The organism is Pseudoduganella violacea (genome assembly GCF_014191875.1).
GTDB lineage: Bacteria > Pseudomonadota > Gammaproteobacteria > Burkholderiales > Burkholderiaceae_D > Rugamonas > Rugamonas violacea_A.
In genome coordinates this window covers 240120-257958 of sequence record NZ_JACHXD010000001.1, presented here as the reverse complement: position 1 = coordinate 257958, position 17839 = coordinate 240120, and the positions used below count along the sequence as shown (strand labels likewise).

Annotated in this window: 21 protein-coding genes; 9 read left to right on the top strand and 12 right to left on the bottom strand. The window is 63.1% G+C overall.

The annotated features are described in order from the left end of the window. Positions 1 to 17: 17 nt before the first annotated feature. Genes FHS03_RS01140 through FHS03_RS01105 form a run of 8 tightly spaced genes read right to left on the bottom strand, consistent with a single transcriptional unit; the run spans position 18 to position 8592 of the window. On the bottom strand, positions 18 to 1277 hold the full coding sequence (locus tag FHS03_RS01140) for a phenylacetate--CoA ligase family protein (protein ID WP_183439192.1): 1260 nt from the start codon (positions 1275 to 1277) through the stop codon (positions 18 to 20). Further along, positions 1274 to 1627 carry an MmcQ/YjbR family DNA-binding protein gene (locus tag FHS03_RS01135; RefSeq protein ID WP_183439191.1) on the bottom strand — a complete coding sequence of 118 codons (354 nt, stop codon included), beginning with the start codon at positions 1625 to 1627 and terminating at the stop codon, positions 1274 to 1276. The genes FHS03_RS01140 and FHS03_RS01135 overlap by 4 nt, the downstream gene beginning before the upstream one ends. Before the next feature lie 7 nt (positions 1628 to 1634). Next, the gene (locus tag FHS03_RS01130; RefSeq protein WP_183439190.1) at positions 1635 to 2477 is read right to left on the bottom strand and encodes an ABC transporter ATP-binding protein; all 843 of its coding nucleotides are present in this window, start codon (positions 2475 to 2477) and stop codon (positions 1635 to 1637) included. A 13-nt stretch (positions 2478 to 2490) separates the two neighbouring features. Beyond that, positions 2491 to 3801: an ABC transporter substrate-binding protein gene (locus FHS03_RS01125; RefSeq protein WP_183439189.1), complete on the bottom strand. Its 1311-nt coding sequence runs from the start codon at positions 3799 to 3801 to the stop codon at positions 2491 to 2493. Positions 3802 to 3832: 31 nt separating this feature from the next. Then, the gene (locus tag FHS03_RS01120) at positions 3833 to 4891 is read right to left on the bottom strand and encodes a branched-chain amino acid ABC transporter permease (protein WP_183439188.1); all 1059 of its coding nucleotides are present in this window, start codon (positions 4889 to 4891) and stop codon (positions 3833 to 3835) included. Positions 4892 to 4903: 12 nt separating this feature from the next. Next, complete coding sequence (locus FHS03_RS01115; protein WP_183439555.1) at positions 4904 to 5800, bottom strand: branched-chain amino acid ABC transporter permease; 897 nt, start codon at positions 5798 to 5800, stop codon at positions 4904 to 4906. A 15-nt stretch (positions 5801 to 5815) separates the two neighbouring features. After that, positions 5816 to 6628: an ABC transporter ATP-binding protein gene (locus tag FHS03_RS01110; RefSeq protein ID WP_183439187.1), complete on the bottom strand. Its 813-nt coding sequence runs from the start codon at positions 6626 to 6628 to the stop codon at positions 5816 to 5818. Between the two features lie 14 nt (positions 6629 to 6642). Further along, complete coding sequence (locus FHS03_RS01105) at positions 6643 to 8592, bottom strand: AMP-dependent synthetase/ligase (RefSeq protein ID WP_229426032.1); 1950 nt, start codon at positions 8590 to 8592, stop codon at positions 6643 to 6645. A 139-nt stretch (positions 8593 to 8731) separates the two neighbouring features. Here FHS03_RS01105 and FHS03_RS01100 point away from each other — a divergent pair, with 139 nt between their 5' ends. Next, positions 8732 to 9418 (top strand): Crp/Fnr family transcriptional regulator, encoded by a 687-nt coding sequence (locus FHS03_RS01100; protein ID WP_183439185.1) that lies wholly within the window; start codon positions 8732 to 8734, stop codon positions 9416 to 9418. Here FHS03_RS01100 and FHS03_RS01095 read toward each other — a convergent pair whose 3' ends face one another. Together FHS03_RS01095 and FHS03_RS01090 are read right to left on the bottom strand one after the other, a co-directional pair. After that, positions 9419 to 9778 carry an addiction module antidote protein gene (locus tag FHS03_RS01095; protein WP_183439184.1) on the bottom strand — a complete coding sequence of 120 codons (360 nt, stop codon included), beginning with the start codon at positions 9776 to 9778 and terminating at the stop codon, positions 9419 to 9421. Then, positions 9771 to 10097 (bottom strand): type II toxin-antitoxin system RelE/ParE family toxin, encoded by a 327-nt coding sequence (locus tag FHS03_RS01090; protein ID WP_183439183.1) that lies wholly within the window; start codon positions 10095 to 10097, stop codon positions 9771 to 9773. The genes FHS03_RS01095 and FHS03_RS01090 overlap by 8 nt, the downstream gene beginning before the upstream one ends. A gap of 181 nt (positions 10098 to 10278) precedes the next feature. On the opposite strand from FHS03_RS01090, the gene FHS03_RS01085 reads away from it, so the two are divergent. The 6 genes from FHS03_RS01085 (at position 10279) to FHS03_RS01060 (ending at position 15177) form a co-directional block, all read left to right on the top strand. Beyond that, positions 10279 to 12093 (top strand): aminopeptidase P family protein, encoded by a 1815-nt coding sequence (locus FHS03_RS01085; protein ID WP_183439182.1) that lies wholly within the window; start codon positions 10279 to 10281, stop codon positions 12091 to 12093. After that, entirely contained in the window at positions 12090 to 12353 is a 264-nt protein-coding gene (locus tag FHS03_RS01080; protein ID WP_183439181.1) for a hypothetical protein, read from the top strand. Before FHS03_RS01085 ends, FHS03_RS01080 begins: the two co-directional genes overlap by 4 nt. A gap of 18 nt (positions 12354 to 12371) precedes the next feature. After that, positions 12372 to 13115 (top strand): MgtC/SapB family protein, encoded by a 744-nt coding sequence (locus tag FHS03_RS01075; protein ID WP_183439180.1) that lies wholly within the window; start codon positions 12372 to 12374, stop codon positions 13113 to 13115. An 11-nt stretch (positions 13116 to 13126) separates the two neighbouring features. Beyond that, a complete protein-coding gene (locus FHS03_RS01070; RefSeq protein WP_371871561.1) occupies positions 13127 to 13711 on the top strand; it encodes a DUF924 family protein in 585 nt (194 codons plus the stop codon). Next, positions 13711 to 14529 carry a Rossmann-like and DUF2520 domain-containing protein gene (locus FHS03_RS01065; RefSeq protein WP_183439179.1) on the top strand — a complete coding sequence of 273 codons (819 nt, stop codon included), beginning with the start codon at positions 13711 to 13713 and terminating at the stop codon, positions 14527 to 14529. Before FHS03_RS01070 ends, FHS03_RS01065 begins: the two co-directional genes overlap by 1 nt. 285 nt (positions 14530 to 14814) lie before the next feature. Then, entirely contained in the window at positions 14815 to 15177 is a 363-nt protein-coding gene (locus FHS03_RS01060; protein WP_050410290.1) for a hypothetical protein, read from the top strand. Between the two features lie 15 nt (positions 15178 to 15192). Here FHS03_RS01060 and FHS03_RS01055 read toward each other — a convergent pair whose 3' ends face one another. Beyond that, a complete protein-coding gene (locus FHS03_RS01055; protein WP_183439178.1) occupies positions 15193 to 15780 on the bottom strand; it encodes a putative pterin-binding protein in 588 nt (195 codons plus the stop codon). A gap of 40 nt (positions 15781 to 15820) precedes the next feature. On the opposite strand from FHS03_RS01055, the gene FHS03_RS01050 reads away from it, so the two are divergent. Both FHS03_RS01050 and FHS03_RS01045 read left to right on the top strand, forming a co-directional pair. Next, positions 15821 to 16420 carry an alpha-ketoglutarate-dependent dioxygenase AlkB family protein gene (locus FHS03_RS01050; protein ID WP_183439177.1) on the top strand — a complete coding sequence of 200 codons (600 nt, stop codon included), beginning with the start codon at positions 15821 to 15823 and terminating at the stop codon, positions 16418 to 16420. Positions 16421 to 16634: 214 nt separating this feature from the next. Beyond that, positions 16635 to 17219 carry a porin family protein gene (locus FHS03_RS01045; protein WP_183439176.1) on the top strand — a complete coding sequence of 195 codons (585 nt, stop codon included), beginning with the start codon at positions 16635 to 16637 and terminating at the stop codon, positions 17217 to 17219. A gap of 109 nt (positions 17220 to 17328) precedes the next feature. Here the strand turns inward: FHS03_RS01045 and FHS03_RS01040 are convergent, their stop codons facing one another. Then, positions 17329 to 17823, bottom strand: a complete 495-nt coding sequence (locus tag FHS03_RS01040) for a DUF6265 family protein (protein ID WP_183439175.1) — start codon at positions 17821 to 17823, stop codon at positions 17329 to 17331. Between the last annotated feature and the right edge of the window lie 16 nt (positions 17824 to 17839).

Below are 17839 nucleotides of genomic sequence, written 5' to 3'. Positions count from 1 at the left end.
TTGGATTCGCGCCACAGCTAGCTGTAATCGCGCACATCGTCGATGATCTTGCCGTCATTTGGCAGGCTTCCGCATTCGGCAAAGCGTACGTCGCCGCGCAATTTGGTCAGTTCGCGGATCGAGTTGACGATGGCGGCGGCGTTGCGCAGGTCCATGGGGTCGTCCACTTCGCAGTGCAGGGTCATGACGTCGCTGGCAACCTTGCCTGAAATGACAAGGCGCGCCTTGCGGATTTCGGGATGGCGCTTGGCGATTTCGTTAACCTGCGAGGGGTGGACGAACATGGCGCGCACCTTGGTGGTCTGGTCGGCCCGCCCCATCCAGCCTTTGATGCGGGTATTGGTGCGGCCGCAGGCCGAGGGCGGCGCGTCGGTCAGAATCGCCGACAGGTCGCCGGTGGCGAAGCGGATCAGCGGATAGTCCGGGTTGAACAGCGTGACCACCACCTCGCCCACCTCGCCCGGCGCCACCGGATCGCCGCTGCCGGGACGCACGATCTCCAGGATCACATCCTCGTCCAGCACCATGCCGGGATTGAGCACGCCGTTGCTGCGCGTCTCATAGGCGATGCTGCCGATATCGGCCGAGGCATAGGTCTGGTACACATGCGGCACGCCGTTCTCGGCGAACCAGCGGCGCAGCGATTCGGGCAGCGCCTCCGCTCCCATCATGGCTTGCTTCACGCTGCTGATATCGGCGCCCATCTCGCGCGCCTTCTCGATGATGATCTTGAGGAAGGAGGGCGTGCCGATATAGGTATCGGGCTTCAGCTCGGCCATGGCCTGCACCTGCATCTCGGTCTGGCCGCTGCCGGCCGGGATCACGGTGCAGCCGATGCGCGCGGCTCCCGCCTCCACCATGAAGGCGGCCGGCGTAAAGTGGTAGGAGAAGCAGTTTTGCAGCAGGCCGCCGGCGCGCACGCCGGCCGCGTACATGGGCCGCGAAAAGCGCCACCAGTCGGGCGAGCGTCCCTCGGGATCGAAGATGGGGCCGGGCGACATATACACCCGCGCCAGCTGGCTTTGCGGCGTGCTGTTCAAGCCGCCGAAAGGCATCAGATCGTGCTGCAGGCCTTTCAGGTCGGCCTTGCGCGTGACCGGCAGGCGCGCCAGCGCGGCGCGGCTGTCGATAGCGGCGGCATCCACGCCCTGCAGGATGCGCGCCCAGCCCGGCGCGCCCTGCGCCTGCGCGATCAGGCCCGGCAAGCGCGCCATCAGCTCGCGTTCGCGCTCTTGCGGCTTCCTCGTTTCCAGTTCGTCCAGCGTATCGCCACTCATACCTGCTCTCCGATTTCGCGCTGCATTTTCTTGCTCAATTTGGCGAACACCAATTCATAGGAACGCCGCAGCAAGGCCTTCGCCTCGTCCTCGGCCACGGTTTTCACGTCATCGATCATCACCCACTTGGCGCGCGCCAGATACGGCGCGGGCACGAAGCCGGGACGGTCGGACAGCTCCAGAAAGCGTTCGTCTTCCACCTTGAAGCTGATGCGGTTCGACTCGCCGTCGGCATCGGTGCAGGCGAACATTTTTTCGCCCACCGTGAACACCAGCACCTCGCCCCATTTCACGCTTTCTATCGTGCCGGGCAGGCTGCGGCAGAAAGTTTTTGCCTTGTTCAGATTCATACCGTCCTTAAGCCAGCCAGCGTTTGCGCCGGCGGTAGAATTTCATGTCGCGGAAGCTCTTGCGGCCCGCGCCGGACATGCCGAGATAAAACTCCTTCACGTCCTCGTTGTTCGCCAGCTCGTCGGCCGCGCCCTCCATCACCACGCGGCCGTTTTCGAGGATGTAGCCGAAGTCCGCATAGCGCAGCGCCACCATGGTGTTCTGCTCGGCCAGCAGGAAGGAGACGTTTTCCTTGGTGTTCAAATCCTTCACGATGCCGAAGATTTCATCGACGATCTGCGGCGCGATGCCCATCGACGGTTCGTCCAGCAGGATCATGGAAGGCTTGGCCATCAGCGCGCGGCCGATGGCGCACATCTGCTGCTCGCCGCCCGAGGTGTAGCCGGCCTGGCTGGCGCGGCGCTCCTTCAGGCGCGGGAAGTAGTGGTACACCTTGTCCAGCGCTTCGCGCAGCTCGGCGCGCGAGAGCGAACGGGTATACGCGCCGGTCAGCAGGTTTTCCTCGATGGTCAGGTGGCCGAAGCAATGGCGCCCTTCCATCACCTGCGACAGGCCGCGCTTCACCAGCTCGTTCGGCGTGAGCTGGTCGATGCGTTCTCCCTTGAACTGCACCTCGCCCTTGGTCACGTCGCCGCGTTCGCCGCGCAGCAGGGTCGAGATGGTTTTCAGCGTGGTCGATTTGCCGGCGCCGTTGGCGCCCAGCAGGGCCACAATCTTGCCCTGCGGGACTTGAAGGGACACGCCTTTCAGCACGAGGATCACATGGTCGTAGATCACCTCGATATTGTTCACCGACAGATAAGGCTGGGGTGCTGGCTGGATTGACGGCACGGCATGTAAGGTAGTCATAGCCCGCTCCGCTTTATTTCATGCAGGCTGGCGTGATTTTCTTTTCCGCCGCGTACTTGTTGGAGGATTCCTCCACCAGCTTGCGCACCAGCGCCTTGTCGCCCACGATCCAGTTCGGCGTGATGGCGTTCCACTTCTTGCCATCCCACTGCTGCACTTTGACCGCGCCCGAACCTTCGTGGTCGTCGCAGGAGGTTTTCACCGGTGGGAACATATTCAGCGCGCCGATGGCTTTCTGGCGCGCCTCGTCGATGTTCAGGTTCTCCAGACCCCAGCGCAGCTGCTCGCCAGTCACTGGCTTGCCCTTGCCGAATTTATCCTGCGCGGTGCGCATGGCTTCCACGAACAGAATGCCGGCCGTCACGCCGCGCATGTGGTACACGGAGCCGATGCGCGACTGGTCGGCCAGATTGCCCTTGCCGCCGCTGTAGATTTTCTTGCGGATCTCGTCCAGCACCGGGTAGTTGCCCGGCGTGTTGAAGGACATCGCGGTATAGCCCTTGGCGGCGTCGCCCGACGGCACGGTGTCCTCTTCCGAACCGGCCCACCACACGCCGAGGATTTTCTCGCGCGGGAAGCCGTTGCGCTGCGCGGTCTTGATGGCAACGGAATTCATCACGCCCCAGCCCCACAGGATCACATGGTCCGGTTTCGCCTGGCGGATCTGCAGCCACTGCGACTGCTGTTCGCTGCCCGGCGGCGCGACGGGAATCTTGATCAGCTCAAAGCCATGCTGGGCGGCCAACGCCTCCAGCACCGGCAAGGGTTCCTTGCCGAAGGCCGAGTCGTGGTACAGGTGCACGATCTTCTTGCCTTTGAGCTTGGCCACGCCGCCGTCCTTATCGCCCAGATACTTGATCATGGCGGCCGCCTGGCTCCAATAGTCGGAGATCAGCGGGAAGACGTAGGGGAAGACCTTGCCGTTGGCCGCGTCGGAGCGGCCATAGCCCAGGGTCGTCATCGGTACCTTGTCCTGCGGGATGCGGTCCAGGATGCCGTAGGCGATGCCGGTGGACAGCGGCTCGACCATGGTGGCGCCGCCGTTCTTGGTTTTCAGGCGCTCATAGCATTCCACGCCGCGCGAAGGGTTGTATTCGGTTTCGCATTCTTCCCAGCTGACCTTCACGCCATTGATGCCGCCGTTGGCGTTGACCAGGTTGAAGTAATCGATGATGCCGCCATAGAAGCCGGAACCGCCCGCCGCATAAGGGCCGACGCGGTAGGACGGCAGGGCCACGAACTGCTCCGTGACCTGGGCTTGTGCGGAGGCGAAGCTGCCGATCAGGGCGACGCTCAGGGCCAGGGTTTTCAGGGCTTTTTTCATTTGTGTCTCCTCAATGGTTTTTATCCGCTGCTCAGTGGGGGAAAGGCCACAGGCGCAGTTTTTCTTTACCGATTTGCCATAAACGCGCCAGACCGTGGGGTTCCACGATCAGGAAGAAAATGATCAGGGCGCCGAAGGTCATCAGCTCCAGATTCGATGCCACGCTGGTGGGCAGGGCCAGGCCATGCGCCAGGATGTTCAGGAACACCGGCAACAGCACGATGAAGGCCGCGCCGAGGAAGGAGCCGAGAATCGAACCGACGCCGCCGATGATGATCATGAACAGGATGCGGAAGGAAAGGTCGAGGTTGTACGCTTCCGGTTCCACCGTGCCCAGATAGGCGAACGCATACAGCGCGCCCGCTACGCCGCAGTAGAAGGAGCTGACAGCGAAGGCCAGCAATTTGGTGCGCATCAGGCGGAAACCGATCACTTCGGCCGCCACATCCATATCGCGCACCGCCATCCAGGAGCGGCCCACGTTCGAGCGCAGCATGTTCTTCGCCAGCAGGGCCATGAAGGCGACCACGCCCAGCACCAGCACATATTTGCGTGCCGGCGTATCGAAGGCATAGCCGAGGATTTCCATTTTCTGCGCGGTGATCACGCCGGACGAGCTGTGGCCGGTCAGCCAGGGAATCTTGGTCAGGCACCAGACCACGAAGAACTGGGTCGCCAGCGTGGACGCGGCCAGGTAGAAGCCGCGGATGCGCAGCGAAGGCAGGCCGAAGGCGATGCCCACCATGGCCGCGCACAGGCCACCCAGCGCGAAGGCCAGCAGCACCGGAATGCCGGGCAGGCGCGCCATGAAGTTGTACGAGGCGAAGGCGCCCACCGCCATGAAGGCGGCCGTGCCGAGCGAGAGCTGTCCGGCATAGCCGGTCAGGATGTTCAGCCCCAGCGCGGCCAGCGCAAAGATCAGGAAGGGGATGAGGATCGCCGACAGCATATAGGGCGAGGAAATCAGCGGCAGCGCCAGCAGCGCCACGGCCAGCGTCGCGAACAGGGCGATGCGGTCCTGGCGGATGGGCAGGATCTGGCCGTCCGTTTCGTAGCTGGTCTTGAATTGTCCTGCTTCACGGTAGAACATGGTGCGATCCTCTCAAATCCTGCGGATGATTTTTTCGCCGAACAGGCCTTCGGGCCGGACCAGCAGGAACAGCAGGGCCAGCACATACGGGAACCAGCCTTCGATGCCGCCGCCCACCAGCGGGCCGATATACACCTCGGCCAGTTTTTCCGAAGCGCCGATAATCAGGCCGCCCACGATGGCGCCCGGCACCGAGGTGAAGCCGCCCAGGATCAGCACCGGCAGCGCCTTCAGCGCGATGAAGGTCAGCGCGAACTGCACGCCATTGCGCGCGCCCCACAGCAGGCCCGCCACCATCGCCACCAGCCCGGCCACGGCCCACAGCACGGCCCAGATGCGCTGCAGCGGAATGCCCACGGCCAGCGCGGCCTGGTGGTCGTCGGCCACGGCGCGCAGGGCGCGTCCCACCTTGGTTTTGGCGAACAGCAGGGCCAGCACGATCACCATCACGCCGCAGATGGCGGCGGCGATCACGTCGAACTGGGACACGATGATGTTGAAGTTATCCAGCAGGTATTGCAGCGGCACGTCCTCGATCGGCAGTTCCAGCTTGTGCACTTGAGAACCCCACAGCAGCTGGGCCAGGCCTTCGATGAAGAAAGCCAGGCCGATGGTGGCCATGAACAGCGCGATCTCGGGCTGGTTCACCAGGGGCCGCAGCACCACGCGCTCGATGGCCAGCCCCAGAATAATCATGGCGACCATGGTGGCCGGAATCGCCAGCCATAGCGAGAGGCCGAATTTATCCATGATGCCGACGCAGGTCAGCGCGGCGAAGAAGACCATGGCGCCCTGGGCGAAATTGAAGACGCCGGATGCCTTGTAGATCAGCACAAAGCCGATCGCCACCAGCGCGTACATCACGCCGGACAGCAGGCCGCCGATCAGCACCTCGAAGAAGAAACTGATATTCATTACTTGCTCCTAGTGGCTGCCGAGATAGGCGTTGATCACATCCTGATTGCCGCGCACCTCGTCGGGCGTGCCGTCGCCAATCTTCTTGCCGTAGTCAAGCACCACCACGCGGTCCGAGATATCCATCACCACGCCCATATCGTGCTCGATCAGCACGATGGTGGTGCCGAACTGGTCGTTCACGTCGAGGATGAAGCGGCACATATCCTGTTTTTCTTCCACGTTCATGCCGGCCATCGGTTCGTCCAGCAGCAGGATTTCCGGTTCGGCCGCCAGGGCGCGGCCCAGCTCCACGCGCTTTTGCAGGCCGTAGGGCAGGCGGCCGACCGGCGTTTTGCGGATATGCTGGATTTCCAGGAAGTCGATGATGGCTTCGGCCTTTTTACGGTGTTCGATCTCCTCGCGCCGCGCCGGTCCCCAGTACAGGGCTTGCAGCAGGAAGTTGGATTTCATCTTCAGGTTACGGCCGGTCATGATGTTGTCCAGCACCGTCATGCCCTTGAACAGGGCGATGTTCTGGAAGGTGCGCGCGATGCCGGATTTGGCGGCCTGGTAGCAATCCATATTTTTGCGGTGCTGGCCGCGATAGATGATCTCGCCCTGCTGCGGGCGGTACACACCATTGATCACATTCAGCATCGAGCTTTTGCCCGCGCCATTGGGGCCGATGATGGCGCGGATTTCATGCTGGCGCACGTCGAAGGAGATATTGGTCAGCGCTTTCACGCCACCGAAGGACAGCGAGATATTCTGCAGATCGAGTATCACCGGGCCGGTCTTGCGCGCTGAGCCGAAGTGCATGTCGGGTTCATTCATTATCATGGTGGGTTCCTCGATCATGCTGCGGCCTTCCCGATGACGGGAAAGGTTTTGCTGTCCTGGATTTGCAGGTCGGCGGCGATCATGCCGCTGCGGCCATCCTCGAATTTCACCTGGGTTTCGATATGTTGCACGGCCTTGCCGCTGTAGAGCGCGTCGATCAGCACCGCGTATTTTTCGGCGACGAATTTGCGGCGCACTTTGCGGGTACGGGTCAGCTCATCGTCGTCCGGATCCAGTTCCTTGTGCAGCACGAGGAAGCGGTGCACCTGGGTGTCGCCCATCAGCGCCTCGCTGGCCAGGTCGGCGTTGACCTTTTCGATGCACTCCTTGATCAGCTCATAGGTTTGCGCATGGGCCGCCAGGTCGGTGTAGCCCGAGTAGGCGATATTGCGCCGCTCAGCCCAGTTGCCCACCGCCTCCATATCGATATTGATGAAGGCCGTGACTTGGTCGCGCTGGTTGCCGAAAGCCACAGCCTCCTTGATGAAGGGGAAGAACTTCAGCTTGTTCTCGATATAGTTGGGCGCGAACATGGCGCCGCCATTCAGCTTGCCCACGTCGGCCGCGCGGTCGATGATTTTCAGATGGCCTTCGCTGTCGAACAGGCCCGCATCGCCGGTGTGGAAATAGCCTTGCTCGTCGATGGCTTCGCTGGTGGCGTCGGGACGCTTGTAGTAGCAGTCCATCAGCGTCGGCGATTTCACCAGAACCTCGCCGTTGGCGGCCAGCTTCACTTCCACGCCGGGCGCGGGCAGGCCCACGCTGTCGAACTTGATCTTGCCGTCCGGTTGCAGGCAGATATAGGCGCAGGTCTCGGTCGAGCCGTAGAACTGTTTCAGGTTGATGCCGATCGAGCGGTAGAAGCGGAACAGGTCGGGGCCGATGGCGGCGCCCGCCGTGTAGGCCACGCGCACGCGCGACAGGCCCAGCACGTTTTTCAGCGGGCCATACACCAGCAGGTCGCCCAGGGCGTAGGCAATGCGGTCGGACAGGGGCACGTCCTTGCCGTCCAGGATGTCGGCGCCGCAGCGGCGCGCCACGTCCATATAGTGCTGGAACATCTTGCGCTTCAGCGTGCCGGCGTCTTCCATGCGTATCATCACCTGGGTCAGCATGTTTTCGAAGATGCGCGGCGGCGCGAAATAGTAGGTGGGGCCGATTTCACGCATATCGGTCATCACCGTGTCGCTCGATTCCGGGCAGTTGACGGTGAAGCCGGCCACCATGGCCTGCGCCAGTGAAAACAGGCAGTCGCCGACCCAGGCCATGGGCAGGTAGGACAGGATGTCTTCGCTGTCTTTCAGGTTGTCGAAGCCGATGCCGCCGGTGGCGGCCGCGATCAGCGCGGAATGGGTCTGGCACACGCCTTTCGGCTTGCCGGTGGTGCCCGAGGTGTAGAGGATGATGGCGTTGTCGAATTCCTGGCCGGCGGCGATGGCCGCTTCGTAGAAGCCGGGATTGGCCTTGTCGTAAGCGCGGCCCAGTTCCTGAAGCTTGGCGAAGGAGGTCAGCTCCGGCTGCATGTAGTTGCGCATGCCGCGTTCGTCTTCGTATGCGATGTGAGCGATGTCCGGGCAGCTCGCTTTCAGCTCCAGCAGCTTGTCCACCTGCTCCTGGTCTTCCACCACGGCGTAGCGGATTTCCGCGTTCTCCAGCACGAAAGCCATATCGGCGGCCGGCGCGTCCTGATACAGCGGAACCGGCACGCCGCCCAGGCACTGTGCCGCCAGCATGGCCCAGTACAGGCGCGGACGGTTGTCGCCGATGATCGCCAGGTTCATGCCGCGCTGGAAGCCCTGCGCGGCCAGCCCGCAGGCCAGGGCGCGCACTTCCTCGTTCACCTGCGCCCAGTTCCAGGTCTGCCAGATGCCGAGGTACTTCTCGCGGAACGCCGGCTTGAGCGGGCGGTCCTTCCCGTGCTGAAGCAGGCGGCGCGGGAAAGTGTGTAATTCAGTCTGCACCAGTGTCTCCTTAGCCCTCTCTTGGGGGCGCTTATAATGGTTCTGATCAGCACTTTTCTTGTGTGATGATATTAACGTGCGTTTTTGGGACATGTTGTCTTTTCGGAGACAATTCGCGGACTTTTGATGGTGCGTCGCAACAATGGAAACTAAACAACCGACCCTGAAGGAAGCGCTGCACGCGGCAATCTGGGCCAAGACCCTGACGCCCGAGCAGATGGCGCGCGTGGAAGCGACCACCTTCGAAGTGTTCGTGCCGAAAGGCGGCTATGTGTGCCACAAGGGCGAGGTGGTGGACAATTGGGTGGGCATCCTGAGCGGCATGGTCAAGATGAATAATTTTTCGCCGTCCGGCAAAAGCGTGACCTTCACCGGCGTGCCGCCCGGCGGCTGGTTCGGCGAAGGCTCGCTGCTGAAAGATGAGCGCCGCAAATACGACGCCATGGCCCTGCGCGACAGCCGCATCGCGCGCATGCCGGCCGAGACTTTCCTCTGGCTGCTGGAAACCAGCCTGCCGTTCACGCGCTTCCTGCTGATGCAACTGAACGAGCGCCTGGGCCAGTTCATCGGCCTGGTCGAAAGCGAACGCCTGCTCGACCCCGACACCCGCGTGGCGCGCTGCCTCGCCTCGCTGTTCCATTCGCATTTATATCCCGGCAGCGAACCGCTGTTGCAGATCTCGCAGGAAGAAGTCGGCCTGCTGTCTGGCGCCTCGCGCCAGCGTGCCAACCAGGCCTTGCAGCTGCTCGAAAGACAAGGCCTGCTCCGGGTCGACTATGGCGGCATCCGCATCCTCGACCTCGACGGCCTGCGCCGCTTCGAGGCTTAATCAGCCCGCGCTTTGCGCTGCCCGCTTATCTTGTTCTACCCAAGTCTCGCTGGATTCGACAGAGAGACGCATCCCGACCGCCTTCAGCACGGCCAGCAGGATGCGTAATGTTGGATTCCCCCTGGGGGACAAGGCACGATACAGTGCTTCGCGGCTGATGCCAGCTTCTGCCGCCACTGCGCCCAGCCCGCCGTAGGCTTCGGCGACGGTACGCAGTGCCAGCAGGCCCGCCGCCCTCTCATTGGGATCGTCCAATGACTCCATGGCGGCTTTCAGGTATTCGGTTGCCAGCTCCCGGTCGGCGCGCAATTCCTCGATTTCCCGTTCGGTATGCGAAACGGCACTGCTTCCTTTATCCATGTTCCCGACCTTTCCAATCGAGCCAGTATTCTTTGGCGCGCCGTATATCTGTGCTTTGACTACTTTTATCGCCGCCGCACAGAAGGATGACGATGGTTTTTCCATGTTGAGCAAAATAGACCCGATACCCGGCGCCAAGATGAATGCGCAGCTCCATTACGCCTTCTCCAACTGAGGCGGCGTCGCCGAAATTGCCTGTTTCAAGCTGCCGCAATCTGATACGGATGCGAGCTTGAGCGACCTTGTCCCGCAGGCTGCTCAGCCATTCGGTAAAGGGTTCGCGGCCATCGTTGCGGCGGTAACGGAGCAATTTAAGCATGCTCCCAGTGTAGTTTATAAGCTACGGGGATTAAAACAAGAATGACGTCACCTTGTTCTGCGTCATAGATGGATGCGTTGGCAAGCCTGCCGGACTCTGCGCCCCAGCGCTGGGGAGATCGCTGTATCATAGAGCCATGCCGCGCCGCAGTGGCGCGCCTGATAAGAATTCGACGAAGCTCATGCAAAATCCAGAAAATTCCACGATCGCCGGCCGGCTTGCCTCGCTGCGCCAGGCGATGCGCGCGCACCGCATCGATGCCCTGATGGTGCCCTCCGCCGATCCGCATTTGTCCGAGTATCTGCCGCCGCGCTGGCAGGGCCGCGAATGGCTGTCGAACTTCACCGGTTCGGTCGGCACCTTCATCATCACCGCCGATTTCGCCGGGGTGTGGACCGATGGCCGCTACTGGACCCAGGCCGAATCCGAGCTGGCCGGCACCGGCGTGCAGCTGATGAAGATTTCTTCGGGCGCCAGCGTGCAGTATGTGGACTGGCTGGCCGCCACCCTGCAGCGCGGCCAGACCGTGGCCGTGGATGGCGCAGTGCTGGGCCTGTCCATTGCCCGCCTGCTGCAGCAGGCGTTGCAAGCGAAGGGCGTGGACCTGCGCACCGACCTCGATCTGCTGAACGAGGTGTGGCAGGACCGTCCTGCCCTGCCGGATGCCCCTGTGTATGAACACCTGCCGCCATATGCCGTCACGCCGCGCGCCGCCAAACTGGCCGAGCTGCGCGCCGAGATGGCGCGCCTGGGCGCCCAGCACCACGTCATCTCGACGCTGGACGATATCGCCTACCTGTTCAATCTGCGCGGTTCGGACGTCAACTACAACCCGATCTTCCTGTCCCACGCCCTGATCGGCGCCGACCAGGCCACGCTGTTCGTGGCCGAGGGCAAGGTGCCGTCCGAGCTGGCTGCCATCCTGGCGCAGGACAAGGTCGTGCTGGCGCCCTATGCCGCCGCGAATGCCGCGCTGGCCGCGCTGCCGCCGGGCAGCACCCTGCTGCTCGATCCGCGCCGCATCACCAGCGGCACGCGCCAGGCCGTGCCGTCCTCGGTGAACGTGGTGGAAGCCATCAACCCGACCACCTTCGCCAAATCGAAAAAGACCGAGGCCGAAGCCTTCCACGTGCGCGACACCATGGAACAGGATGGCGCCGCGCTGTGCGAATTCTTCAGCGAACTGGAACAGACCCTGGCCAATCCCCAACGCGCGCCATTGACCGAGTACGAAATCGGCACCCGCATCACGGCCGCGCGTTCGCGCCGCCCCGGCTTCGTCAGCCCGAGCTTCGGCACCATTGCCGGCTTCAAGGCCAACGGCGCCATCATGCACTACCGCGCACCGGTGGAAGGCAGCGCCGTCATCGAAGGCGATGGCCTGCTGCTGATCGATTCCGGCGGCCAGTACGTGGGCGGCACCACCGACATCACGCGCGTGATCGCGGTCGGCCGCATCACGGCCGAGCACAAACGCGACTTTACCCTGGTCCTGAAAGGCATGATGGCCCTGTCCGTGACGCGCTTCCCGCGCGGCACCAAGTCGCCCATGCTGGACGCCATTGCGCGCGCCCCAATCTGGGCCGAGGGCGTCGACTTTGGCCACGGCACCGGCCACGGCGTGGGCTACTTCATGAATGTGCATGAAGGTCCGCAATCGATTTCGCCGTCCGCCATGCCGGAAGCGCATACCGCCATGGAGCCGGGCATGATCACCTCGATCGAGCCGGGCATCTACCGCCCCGGCAAATGGGGCATCCGCATCGAGAACCTGGTGCTCAACCGTCTGGCGGGCGACCATGGCTTCGGCCCCTTCCTCGCGTTCGAGACGCTGACCCTGTGCCCGATCGACACGCGCTGCGTCGACAAGGCCTTGCTGCGCGCCGACGAGGTCCAATGGCTGAACGATTACCACGCCACCGTGCGCGCTCGCCTCAGCCCCCATGTGGGCGGCGCGGCCCTGGCCTGGCTGGAAGAAAGGACGGTGGCCATATGAGCGGCGCCCGTTCCACCAGGGCCGCCAATGCGTTGGCGCGGCTGAAAGAACGCAGCGGCAATGCCGCCTATTCGATGACGCGCACCGGCAACGGTCATTTCTTCCTGAGCGAAGGTGCGGGCAAGCCGCCGCTGTGCGCCCCGATGGAACTCGACGATTTCGTCGCCTTCCTCAACGCCCAGGGACCGCAGAAACCCAAGCGCGTCAGCAAGCTCGATGTCGAGTTTGAAAAACAGCTCGGCAAGAAGAAGGCCGACTAACCAGGAGAAGAGGCGAAGATGCCCTCCATTGAATTTTTGCGCGCCTATTGGTCCACCGGGGAGCTGGCGACCAATGGCGTGATTCTGTTGAATTTGCTCGGCGCGCTGCTGCTTGGCCTGCTGGTCGGCTATGAGCGTTCCTATCATGGCCGGGCGGCCGGCATGCGCACCTATGGTCTGGTGTGCATGGCGTCGGCCGCCCTGACCGTGATCGGCGGCTATCCGGCGCACTGGTTCGGCGGCCATATGACCGAGATGCTGGGCGTCGATCCCACCCGCGTCATCCAGGGCATCGTCACCGGCATCGGTTTCCTCGGCGCGGGCGTCATCATGCGGGAAGGTTTCAATATCAGCGGCCTTACGACGGCCGCCTCGATCTGGGCCTCCTCGGTGATCGGCGTGCTGGTGGGCGTGGGCTTTTACGCCTCGGCCATGGGACTGGCCTTCCTGTGCGCGATGTCGATGATTTTCCTGTCCAAGCTGGAGGCCTGGCTGCCTTCGCGCCACGCGATTGCGATCACCATGCGCTTCAAACCCGGTTTCGAGCCGCGCGAAGACGCCTTGCGCAAGGTGGCGCTGGAACGCGGCTATGAAATCGCCGGCGGCTCGCTGACCATCGGCCTGGACCGCGGCATGCAGGAGTGGCGTTTCGTGGCGCTGGCCCTCAGCAAGCGCAGCGGCTCGCCGCTGTCGCAGCTGGCGGCCGAACTGGCGCATTTCGAGGGCATCGACGGTTTCCAGCTGACCCATGCCCGCAACTGAAGGAGACGCGTGTGATCATCACTTCGCAAGACATACTGGATTTCTGGTTCCTGCCCATCGGCGTCAAAGGCCACAATGCGCAGCGCCAGGAATGGTTTACCCAGGATCCGGTCTTCGACGCCGGCATCCGCCTGCACTTCGGCGCCCTGATCGAGGAAGCCATCAGCGGCGGCCTGCGCCAGTGGGATGACGAGGGTACGCAAGGCACGCTGGCGCGCATCATCGTGCTGGACCAGATGACGCGCAACGCCTATCGCGGCACGCCCAAGGCCTTTGCCGGCGATGCGCTGGCGCTGGAGGCGGCCAAGGCCCTGGACGATTCCGGCGCCAACCAGACCTTGCCGCCGGTGCAGCGCTTCTTCGCCTACCTGCCGTTCGAGCACGCGGAAAACCTCTCGCTGCAAATGCGCTCGGTCGACCTGTTCGATATGCTGAGCGCCGCCGTGCCGGGCTTTGAAGTGCCGCTCGATTACGCCAAGCGGCATTTCGACGTGATCCGCCGCTTCGGCCGTTTCCCGCACCGCAATGCCATTCTCGGCCGCACTTCCACGCCGGAAGAGCAGGAATTCCTGCGCCAGCCCGGCTCCAGCTTCTGATGCCCACCTTATCCATCATCGGCGGCGGCCATGTGGGCCGCGCCCTGGGCCGCCTGCTGGCCGGCCAGTTCAGCGTGCAGGACGTGCTGACGCGCTCGCCGCAATCGGCGCGCCAGGCGGCGCACTTCATCGGCGCCGGCCGCGCCCTGCATGAGTACGCCCAGCTGCGTCCGGCCGATGTGTATCTGCTGGCCGTCAGCGACGACCAGATCCTGCCCGCCTGCGCGGCGCTGGCGGCGGCCGTGCCGCTGGCGGGCGCCGTGGTCTTCCATTGCAGCGGCGCGCTGGCGTCCGACCGGCTGCAGGCCGCCAGCGAAGCGGGCGCTTACACTGCCAGCGTGCACCCGATCCGCAGCTTTGCCGATCCCGCCGCCGTGGCCGCCCATTTCGCCGGCACCTTTTGCGGCGTGGAGGGCGATGCGCGCGCGTTGGCCGTGCTCGATCCGGCGCTGCAAGCCATCGGCGGCCGCCCGGTCGCCATCGATGCCGCCGCCAAGACCGTGTACCACGCGGCGGCCGTCTTCGCCAGCAACTACCTGGTGACGGTGTTGGACGCCGCCCTGCGCGCCTACCAGGCGGCCGGCATTGCCGAGGACGTGGCGCGCGAGCTGGCCCGGCCCCTGGCCAGCGAAACCTTGAACAATGTGTTCCGCATGGGGGCCGCGCCCGCGCTCAGCGGCCCGATCGCGCGCGGTGACTTCGCTACCGTCGAACGCCAGCGGCAGGCAGTGGCGGCGTGGGATGGCGCCACCGGCGAGCTGTACCAGGCCTTGGTCGGTCCCACCGTGGCGCTGGCGGCGCGCAAGGTCCAGGGCTGAAGCCCGGGGCTGAGCGCGCAGCGTTTCGCCCTGGACAATATTGCCGCGCATGGTGTTGCGCACGCTAGCGAAGCCGGCTTGCAAATTATTGATGCGAAAGTATATTTCAGTAGCAGGCCGGCTTGTCTCTACGGCGAAAAGCGTTGTGGTAGAGCAAAAAAATCGTCGTTTGCATCGACAAAATGGCTCGGAAGCAATAAGCTAGGTTACTTGCGGTCGCTCTGCGATCGTGTGTCTAAGAATTCATCATCGGCGTTGCGAACCGGCGCCGAACAGGGGATAGCCATGTTATTTTTGAAATCCACGACCGTGACCAAGGCGCCGGGCATTTACGAAGTCGATATCGCCGCCAAGCCGCCAGGCAAGACTTACGGTGTCTACATGGCAACCGATCCGGATAATCCGCCCACCGCGGTGCTGGAGGCGCTGGCCGCCCTCGGCTTCCAAAACACCCACAGCTCCGGCTATGTGCACAAAGACCGCGGCAAGGTGCTCGACCTGCACTTCCAGAAAGACGGTACCGACCTGTTCAAGGGCTGGAAAGCCGAGGAATGCGAAGCGAATATGGCCGCCATCACCAAGCTGTTCGGCGACATCGGCATCGCCATCGCGCCGCGCGTGATGACCCTGGCCGAAGCCTACGCCTAAGTTTCCGCCGCAGGCCTAGGCCTGCACTTCAATATGGTACAGCGCCCACGGGCAGAGCGGAAAACGCTCGGCCACGGGCTTGGCCGCCATCTCCGGCACGCGGTCGGCGTCGTACAGCGCCCACAGCGGGCCAAGACCGCCGAGCGCCATCGCCGCGCCATCCAGATGGGTGGCGACGATGAAGCGCTGCGCGCGCGCCTGCGCCACCGGCAGGCTGACCGCATAGCCATCCACCGCCCGCAGCACCAGCTTGCCGCCCTCGTTCAGCGTGGCGCCGGCCGTTTTCAGCACGTCCAGCAGCAGCGGACCGCGCAGGGTATGCGCCTTGCCGTCATATTCCAGCGTCGGGCGGATGGTCTGGGCCGGCAGCGCCATGATGGCGGCGAAGTCGAAGACATAGGCCTTGTCGAAGCTCAGCTTTTGCTTGTGCATCATCTGGTCGGCCACCGGGTCGAAGCGGCCGCGGTTGGCCTGGGCGATGGCGCCGGTGACGGTCAGCAGGGCAGGGCCACGCGGCGCGGTTTTGCCGGCGGCGGGCGCGGCGTGCAAGACGGGGAGGGCGCCGGCCGCAGCCAAAGCGCCGAGGAAATGGCGTTTTTTCATGATTTTGGGCGAAGAAGCAGATTTCGCTATCATAAGCCCTATGGACCTGTTTGCCGCCGATGACGATGCGATGCAGCCCATCCCGGTCGAGGATGGCGAACTGCGCTTTTTACAGCAGCTGAAGCTGCCCTACCCAAACGCCGAGTTGATGCGGCGTCTGCAGGAGGACATCGCATGGCGCGTGGAAACCATCATCGTCTTCGGCAAGGAGCAGGCTCAGCCGCGCCTGAGCGCCTGGTATGGCGAAGCCAGCTACACCTATTCGGGCAAGACCTTCCATCCGCTGCCATTTACGCCCCTGCTGCTGGAAATCAAGGCCGCCGTCGAGGCCGCCAGCGGCTGCCGCTTCAACAGCGTGCTGCTCAACTACTACCGCGACGAGCGCGACAGCATGGGCTTCCACAGCGACGATGAACCCGAGCTGGGCCGCAATCCCGCCATCGCTTCCTTCAGCCTGGGCGCCACGCGCCGTTTCATCCTCAAGCACAAGCAGCGGCCGCTCGACCTGAAACTCGATTTGACCGATGGCAGCCTGTTGCTGATGGCTGGTGCGTTGCAGCATTATTGGCGTCATGGCATCAATAAGTCCAGCCGCGCCCACGGTCCGCGGATTAATCTGACGTTTCGTCTGGTTCAGTGAAATTACCTTAAGATCAGATTAATTCCGTGCAATTTCCGGCAACTTGGGGCGATCTCCCCAGTTTCAAGGGCGCTTACATCTGCTAACATTTATTACTGAATCCTTCAGCCTAAGTTTTTGTTGCGGTGCTATTGTGATCGCAATCGCAATTACCTGAGAGATTGCGATCCCAGGCAATAAGACTTTTCAAAACTTTTAGCTGAAAGATCACACCATGAAAAAGACCGTACTCGCACTTATCGCTACTGCCGCCACTCTGGGCGCCGTGACTGCCCACGCTGCTGAACCAGGCCCGTACATCGGTATCGGCGGTGTGTACAACAAGAACCAGTACAACATCGCCAACGACACCACCGGCGGCGACAAGAAGTCCAATGAATTCGGCGGCAAAATCTTCGGCGGCTACCAGATCGACAAGATGTTCGCGGTCGAAGCCGGCTACACCCAGTTCGGCAAGGAGAAGTACAACTACTCCCTCGGCGCCGACAAGGGCAGCGTTGAAGCCAAGGCCAAATCCTTCTACATCGCCGGTAAAGCCGCTTACCCGATCAACGAACAGTTCTCCGTTTTCGGCAAGCTGGGCGTCGGCCGCAACAAGAACGACGTGAACGCTGCCGGCCTGGCCGCGAACCTGAACAACAGCGGCAACAAGACTGCCCTGTACGCCGCGATTGGTGCCGAATATATGGTCACGCCGAAGCTGGGTCTGGAAGTGTCCTACGAGCGCTACGGCAAGAACAAAACCGACCAGGGCCGCAAAAACGGCGCTTTCGGTTTCGGCGCCCGCTACCACTTCTAATGGTCACGCGGGCTGAAGGCCCGCTACCGATCGAGGCCGGGTGCGACAGCGCCCATGCCTGGGGCGTGGGGCGCTGTCCCTGCGCCCGGCCTCCCCCGCTCTCCTCTTTTCACGTTTCCTTAGTTACTTCACAGACTACCCGCTTCAACGGGTAGTCTATTTTTTTGAGCCTTCCTTTGAGCATGCCCTCGATGCTGGCGCTGACGGCCTGGGCGCTGTCGCGGCGGTAGCTGATGCGCTGCGGGAAGTCGTGCTGGGCATTTTCAAACACCACCTCATTCTCGCTCAGGCGCAGCAGCGCAAAGCTGGCCTCGGCCTCGCGCCGCGGCTTGGCCGTAAACACCAGCTGGCCCGCCTCCGTTTCCTCGATGCGCATGAATTCCCAGCCCACGGCGCGGCCGTTTTTGACTGTGCGCGCCGTGCCCAGCATGACGCCGCCGGCCGCCGTCATCCATTGTTCGCCCGTGCCGGTTTCGCCATTGGTTTGCGTCCAGCAGCCGGCCAGCCAGTTCAGGCTGCCCAATGAGGCCGTCTCGGCGGCGACGGCGGAGTGCAGCACGCTGGCGCTGGCCAGCAGGCCCAGCAGAGATAAGCATTTAGGCATAGCAGTCTCCGAAAAT